This window comes from Streptomyces sp. IBSBF 2435 (genome assembly GCF_036815005.1).
Lineage (GTDB): Bacteria > Actinomycetota > Actinomycetes > Streptomycetales > Streptomycetaceae > Actinacidiphila.
This window is the reverse complement of the sequence record NZ_JAJSYW010000128.1, coordinates 1-6,103: the sequence shown is the minus strand read 5'-3', so window position 1 is coordinate 6,103 and position 6,103 is coordinate 1. Positions and strand designations below refer to the sequence as shown.

At 74.6% G+C, this 6,103-nt stretch carries 5 protein-coding genes and 2 pseudogenes; 2 read left to right on the top strand and 5 right to left on the bottom strand.

Features of this window, described 5'->3' with window-relative positions; genetic code table 11:
* A partial coding sequence (locus V7E46_RS22870) for a DUF5984 family protein (protein WP_333770168.1) occupies positions 1-559 on the top strand: 559 nt, incomplete at its 5' end.
* 41 nt (positions 560-600) lie between these two features.
* Here V7E46_RS22870 and V7E46_RS22865 read toward each other — a convergent pair.
* From V7E46_RS22865 to V7E46_RS22855, 3 genes and pseudogenes are all read right to left on the bottom strand, one after another.
* Positions 601-1,296: pseudogene (locus V7E46_RS22865) on the bottom strand (alpha/beta fold hydrolase); the annotation flags it as partial.
* A 120-nt stretch (positions 1,297-1,416) separates the two neighbouring features.
* A pseudogene (locus tag V7E46_RS22860) lies at positions 1,417-1,986 on the bottom strand (TetR/AcrR family transcriptional regulator); the annotation flags it as partial.
* A gap of 834 nt (positions 1,987-2,820) precedes the next feature.
* The gene (locus V7E46_RS22855) at positions 2,821-3,378 is read right to left on the bottom strand and encodes an LLM class flavin-dependent oxidoreductase (RefSeq protein WP_333770167.1); all 558 of its coding nucleotides are present in this window, start codon (positions 3,376-3,378) and stop codon (positions 2,821-2,823) included.
* Positions 3,379-3,437: 59 nt separating this feature from the next.
* Here V7E46_RS22855 and V7E46_RS22850 point away from each other — a divergent pair, with 59 nt between their 5' ends.
* The gene (locus V7E46_RS22850) at positions 3,438-3,884 is read left to right on the top strand and encodes a MarR family winged helix-turn-helix transcriptional regulator (protein WP_333770178.1); all 447 of its coding nucleotides are present in this window, start codon (positions 3,438-3,440) and stop codon (positions 3,882-3,884) included.
* Positions 3,885-4,101: 217 nt separating this feature from the next.
* Here V7E46_RS22850 and V7E46_RS22845 read toward each other — a convergent pair whose 3' ends face one another.
* Entirely contained in the window at positions 4,102-4,899 is a 798-nt protein-coding gene (locus tag V7E46_RS22845) for an SDR family NAD(P)-dependent oxidoreductase (RefSeq protein ID WP_333770166.1), read from the bottom strand.
* 4 nt (positions 4,900-4,903) lie between these two features.
* Complete coding sequence (locus V7E46_RS22840) at positions 4,904-6,079, bottom strand: serine hydrolase domain-containing protein (protein ID WP_333770177.1); 1,176 nt, start codon at positions 6,077-6,079, stop codon at positions 4,904-4,906.
* Positions 6,080-6,103 lie beyond the last annotated feature (24 nt).

Genomic DNA, 6,103 nt, shown 5'->3' with positions numbered 1-6,103 from the left:
GCGGGACGGCCCCGCGCACTACGCGGTGCGGCTGCGGGAGGACCTGATCGCCCTGGTGGCAGGGGCGTTGGAGCCGGTGCCGCCCGACCCCGCGGAGATGGCCGCGCGACTGGAGCCGCCGTGGGAGTGGCAGGACACACCGCAGGCCGAGGCGGCGGTGGCCTGGCACAGCGCGGGCTTCCTCCACACCGGCTGTCTGCGGGTCGCCCCGCCGGTGCGCTGCCGGCGTACCTCGGAGCCCGAGGTCACGGTCACCCTCGCGTGGCGGCACCGGCCCGATCCGGAGGGCGTGATCGAGTTCGCGGGCGCTCAGGCGGGGCGGGTGACCGCACCCACCGGCGAATTCGTCGGCGCCGTCGCCGACTTCAACCGCGCGCTGCTCGCCGCGATGTCGCGCCGGGTCGCCGAACTCACCTTTGCCGGGCCGCCGCCTGGTGTCGCCCTCGACCTCGCCCAGCTCCACCGGGAGCACGGGAACCGCGCTGCCCGGCTCCCCCGCGCCCGCACTCACCCCGGCGCCACGGACTGGGCCGCGGTCCGCGCGGGGGCCGGGACCTGACCAGGCCGCCGCGGTAGCGCGCCCCCGAGCCGGCGGCCCGCTCAAGCGTCCAGCAACTCCACCAGCCGTGCGGCGAATTCGCGGGGGTGCTCGGTCGCGCCGAGGTGGCCGCCGGGGAATTCGGCCAGCTCCGTGCCGAGCGCTTCGGCCAGCCGGGCCGCGGGACCCGACAGCGGGACCTGGTCGCGGGAGTCGGTGCCGACCGCCATCACCAGCCGGTCCGCACCCTTGCGCAGGGCGTCCAGGTCGGGCACGGAGGAGGTGAAGGGGCACAGCATGCGGTCGAGGAAGAAGGGCAGGTTGGCATGCATCCGCGGCGCCATCTCCCGGATCTCCGGCGCCACTTCGGTGGGCTGCTCGCCCGGCGTGCCGCCCAGGCCCTCGCTGAAGCGCGCCATCGCGGGGGCGGCTCCTCGCGCCCGGAAGATCTCGCGCACCTCCGCGAAGAGCGCCCGGTGCGGCGCCGGATCGGCCAGCACCTCCACCAGCGGCGGCTCGTGCGCGACCACCCGGCGCACCCTGCCCGGGTGCCGGGCCAGCAGTTCGAGCGCCACGATCGCGCCCGAGCTGCTGCCCAGTACGTACGCGGGCGCGTCCGGCGAGACCACTTCCAGCAGCCGGTAGGCGTCGTCGGCCCACTCCGCCGTCCGCTGGTCGCCCGCCGGTCCGTCCAGCGGGCTGCGCGACAGCCCGCGCGGGTCGTACGACACCACGGTGAAGCGCTCGGCCAAGCCGGGAGCCATGCCCGCGTAGAGCCCGGCGTCGCCGGCCCCGCCCGGGATCATCAGCAGCACCGGGCCGCTGCCGCGCCGCTCGTAGTACAACCGCGCCCCGGGTACCGCGAGCGTGCCCGCGGCCGGTGTGCGCGGCCAGGTGTCGAGCAGCACATGGAGCGCGTCGAGCCCGCGCGACCACGACGCCCGCACCTCGCGGGAGTGCCCGAAGGCGCCGCTCAGCTCAAGGTGGATGTAGCCGTGGAAGGTACTCCGCAGCAGCCGCCCGGCATCGGTGAGGTCCGGCTCGGTGAGCCCGTACGCCCGCAGCATCCCGTACGTCAGCTCCACATTGCGCCGGAAGCCCTCGGAATCGGCCACCTCCTCGGGCTCGAAACGCATCTGCGAGGCCTCGTAACGCCCCGGGTGCTCCAGCGCGTAGTCGCGGTAGGCGTTCGCGAAGGCGACCAGCGCGTCCTTGCCTGCACGGCCCGCCACGGCCCCGCCGATCCGCGCCGCGACCTCGTCGGCGGCCACGAGCGCGATCCGTACCCGCAGCTCGCGCAGGCTCCCGACGTGCGAATACAGGCTCGCGTCCTTCACCCCGAACTGCCGCGCCAGCGCCGACAGGGTGACCTTGTCGATCCCGACCTCGTCCGCCATCGCCGCTGCGGCGGCGGTCAGCCGGTCGGTGGTGACACCTGCACGTGCCATGGTCGGCCTCCTCGTGAACTAGGATCTCTAGCTTTTAACCTAGACCCCCCAGGGGGAAGAGCGCACGCCGATATCCGCCCGAGCTCGCAGACGCCTGCCAGCGGCACGCCCGGAACGGCGGCTGATCCGCGCACGAGGCGGCCGGGCTCCGCCCGGCCCCGATCCGCCGCGAGGCGCGAAGGCCAGCGGCATTCACGGAGGGGCGCGGCGTACTTGCGCGCCCGACCGCGACAGCGCCGCACGTGGCAGCCACCGCAAGCGCCGCCCACGGAGGGGCGCGAGGGACCGCGGGCCCAGCCACGACGCAGCCGCGCCCAGCAGCCGACCGCAAGTGGCATCCGCCCCGGAGCCCCCGGGAAACGGGCATGGGCACAAAGCCACAGCGCACCCCGGAGCCCCGGGCACGAGCGGGCAAGAGCGGGCACGTCTGCCGCAACGCACCCCGACCCAGAAGCCACCGCACCGCCCAGGGCGAACGGCTGCGCCGCCAGGCGTTCCCGCCCCCGCAGGTACGACATCCAACGCCCAGCGCCCGAGCTGATCCTCGGCGGAGGCGTCCCGCGCCGGAGAGTGGAAGAAGCCGGCCGCACCGAATTCACGGACGGCCCCGGCCAGCTCCTCCACCCACTGCCCGGCGGACCCGCCGACCAGCGCCCGTCGCGGCCCCGGGTCGCAGCCAGCGGCCGGGGCGTGATGACGCCCGGGAAGTTGAAGACCGTCGCGATGTCGGCCGCCCGCCGGCCCACCGCGTGATCACCGGCCGCGACTCGCGGCAGCGCGCGCTGAGCCGGTCCGCCGCGTGGCCGGGGATCCGGCCGTCGCCCACCCGCCCGGTCACCGCGGCGACTTCGGCCCGACCGATCCGGTCCAGATCCGCGGCGCGGCCACCGGCGCCGGCTCCAGCGCGTGGACCCGGCGGAATTCGCCCTCGAAGGTGACCGGCGGCCCACCGCCGCTCAGCGCCCTGATGAGGGTGACCGACTCCTCCAGCGCGCGTACGGCCGCGGCCGGGTCGAGCCGCGGCACCGCCAGCCGCACGATGGCGTCCCAGAGTCCGCCGGCCCCCAGGCCCAGCACGATCCGCCCGCCGGTCAGCGCGGACAGCGACGTGACCGTGCGCGCGAGCATCGGCGCGGGCCGGCTCGGCAGGTTGCTGACGTTGGCCGGTCCGCTGATCCGGGAGGTGCCGCCGAGCGCGACGCCCACGGCGGCGTACGCGTCGAACCGCCCGCCGACGTAAGGGTGGTCGGAGACGGAGAAGAGGCCGAGCCCGTTCCGGTCGGCACGCGCGGCGAGCCGCAAGACCCCGGGCACGCTCCCGGGCGCCAAGCCCGCGGCGGCGCCGATCGCAGTGCTGACGCCGACCCCGAAAAGCACCTCTGTTGCTGTCATCGCTGTGTTTCCCTGTCTCCCGTACCCTGGCCCGCATGGGGAAGGCCGTGGGTGAGCGGATGAGTGTCGTCACCGCGCTGGTGCGAGCGTCGTTCCTGGTCAACGCGGTGTATGCGGACACGGCCAGGGAGTACGGACTGACCGCCCAGCAGGGGCAGTTGCTGTGTGTGCTGATGCCGCAGCCGTACGGAATGGGCGAGCTGGGCGAGATGCTGGGGCTCGCGAAGTCCAGCCTGACGGGGCTGGTCGACCGGACCGCGCAGCGCGGCCTGGTGCGGCGCGAGCCGGATCCCGAGGACCGGCGGGCGGTACGGGTCGCCCTCACCGCGGGCGGCGCCGAGCTCGCGGACGCCTTCTACGCCGAGGCCTGCCGCCGGATCGAACAGCTGCCGTCGGGCCTGGCGGACGCCGACCGGGACAGCCTGGCCGGACTGCTGGGCCTGGTCGTGACCGACAACGAGGTGCCGGTGGTCTTCATGGACGCGAACGAGCCGCCGCGCCGCTGACACCCGGTCCGGCCTGGCCGCGGCTTTACCCGGCCCTCGACGCCGGCGTACGTTCCGACGACGGCCGCAGTGGTTCGGCTCATGGTTTCACCTCACGATGCGATATGGCATTGTCATTCGTACTGCGAGTTCGTACTGCGAACTACAATAGTTCGCAGTACGAACAGTAGCCGTACAAACGGACCACCCGTGGTCGGGACAGGGCGCCGCCCCGGCGCTACGCCTCGCCGGCGGCCTCGACCGCGTCCGCGAACCCGGGGTTGCTGAGCAGGATCCCGCCGTCCACCGGCAGCGTCACCCCGGTGATCCAGGCCGCGTCGGAGGACGCGAGGAAGGTGACGGCGCCCGCGATGTCCGCGGGTTCGCCGATCCGGCCGAGCGGATAGAGCGGACCGGCCGCGTCCAGGACGGACTCCTTGCCCTCCCAGGCCGGGGTGCGGATCGTGCCCGGGGCGACGAGGTTGACCCGGACACCGCTGGGCGCAGCGTGCACTGCCAGCGTGCGGGTCAGCGACATCAGGCCCGCCTTGGCCGCGCTGTAGGAGTGGTTGCCGAAGTAGGAGATGCCGTTGACCGAGCCGATGTTGACCACCGCGCCCCGCCGGCCGGGCGCGGCGGCGAGGTGGGGCAGCGCGGCCCGGGTGCAGCGCATCGCGCCGACGAGGCTGACGTCGAGGTCGAGCCGCCACTCCTCGTCGTCCTCGTCGGCGAAGTCGGGCCGGTGGTCGCCGCACCGGTAGGCGTTGTTGACCAGCACGTCGAGCGTCCCGAAGGCGGCCACCGCCCGCGCCACCGCCGCGTCCACCGACGTACGGTCGGCGACGTCGCAGCCGCGGGCCTCGGCCCGGCCGCCCGCCGCACGGATCGAGGCGGCCGTCCGCTCGGCCCCCTCCTCGTCGATGTCGGCGATCAGCACCCCGGCGCCCTCGGCGGCGAACCGCCGCGCTGTGGCCTCCCCGATACCGCGCGCCGATCCCGTGACGATCACACCGAAATCCTCGAAACGTCCTCGCATCGGGTCAGCGTATGCACTCCCTGAGTGCCCTGACCAGGGCCTGGGCACGGGGGTCCGCGGTGACATTGGGCTGCATGCCGTTGGTGACGTAGCCGAATCCGATGGCCGTACCGGGGTCGGCGAAGGCCAGGCTGCCGCCCCGGCCCGGGTGTCCGAACGACCCGGGGGCCAGCAGCGGCGAGGCCGGACCGTGCAGCATGTAGCCCAGCCCGAAGCGGGTGTTGACCACCAGCACCCGGTCGGGCCCGTCCGACTCCGGCGTCCTGGCCGCGGTCAGCGTGGCGGGCGCGAACAGCCGCTGCCCGTCCGCCACCTCGCCCACCAGCGCCGCGTAGAAGCGCGCGAGCGACCGCGCGGTGGCGATTCCGCCGGAAGCCGCCAACTCCCCGGCCCGGTAAGCCGGGTCGTTCTCGTCCGGCAGCGGGGTGATCGCGGCGAAGGCCCGCCGGGTGAGCGAGCCGGGGTCGGCGTAGGCGTCCTGGACGGACTGCTTGGCCCGGGTGCGCAGCCCGCCGGACACCGAGGGCTCGGGGACCTCGACGGCACCGATCCTGCCGACCTGACCCACCCGCTCGGCGGGCAGGCCTATCCACAGGTCAAGGCCGAGCGGCCGGGTGATCTCCTCGGCCACGAAGCGGCCGATCGTACGGCCCGAGGCGCGCAGCACCAGCTCACCGGCCAGCCAGCTGAAGGTCTGCGCGTGATAGCCGTGCGCCCCGCCCGGCGGGAACTGCGGCTGCTGCGCGGCCACCGCCCGCGGCCCCGAGACCCCGTCGAGCGCCTGCTCCGGGGTAAGCGGCACATCGAGCGCGGGTACGCCCGCCCGGTGCGCGAGCACCTCGCGTACGGTCACCCGCTCCTTGCCCCGCGCCTTGAACTCCGGCCAGTACGTGCCCACCGGTGCGTCCAGGTCCAACTGCCCGCGCTGGTGGAGCAGCAGCAGACAGGCCGCGGCCACCCCCTTCGTCGCGGACCGAACCGTCTGCGCGGTGTCCTCGCGCCACGGGCCGCCGCCGTCCGGCGCCGTCGTGCCGCCCCACAGGTCGACGACCTTCCGCCCATGCCGGTAGACCGCGAGCGCCGCGCCACGGTCACCGCGCCGCGCGAAATTCCCCGCGAAGGCGGCGCGGACCGGCTCGTACTCCGGCTCAACCGTCCCGTGCACCTCGGTGGCGTCCATGAACCGCCCCCTCCCCTCCACCCC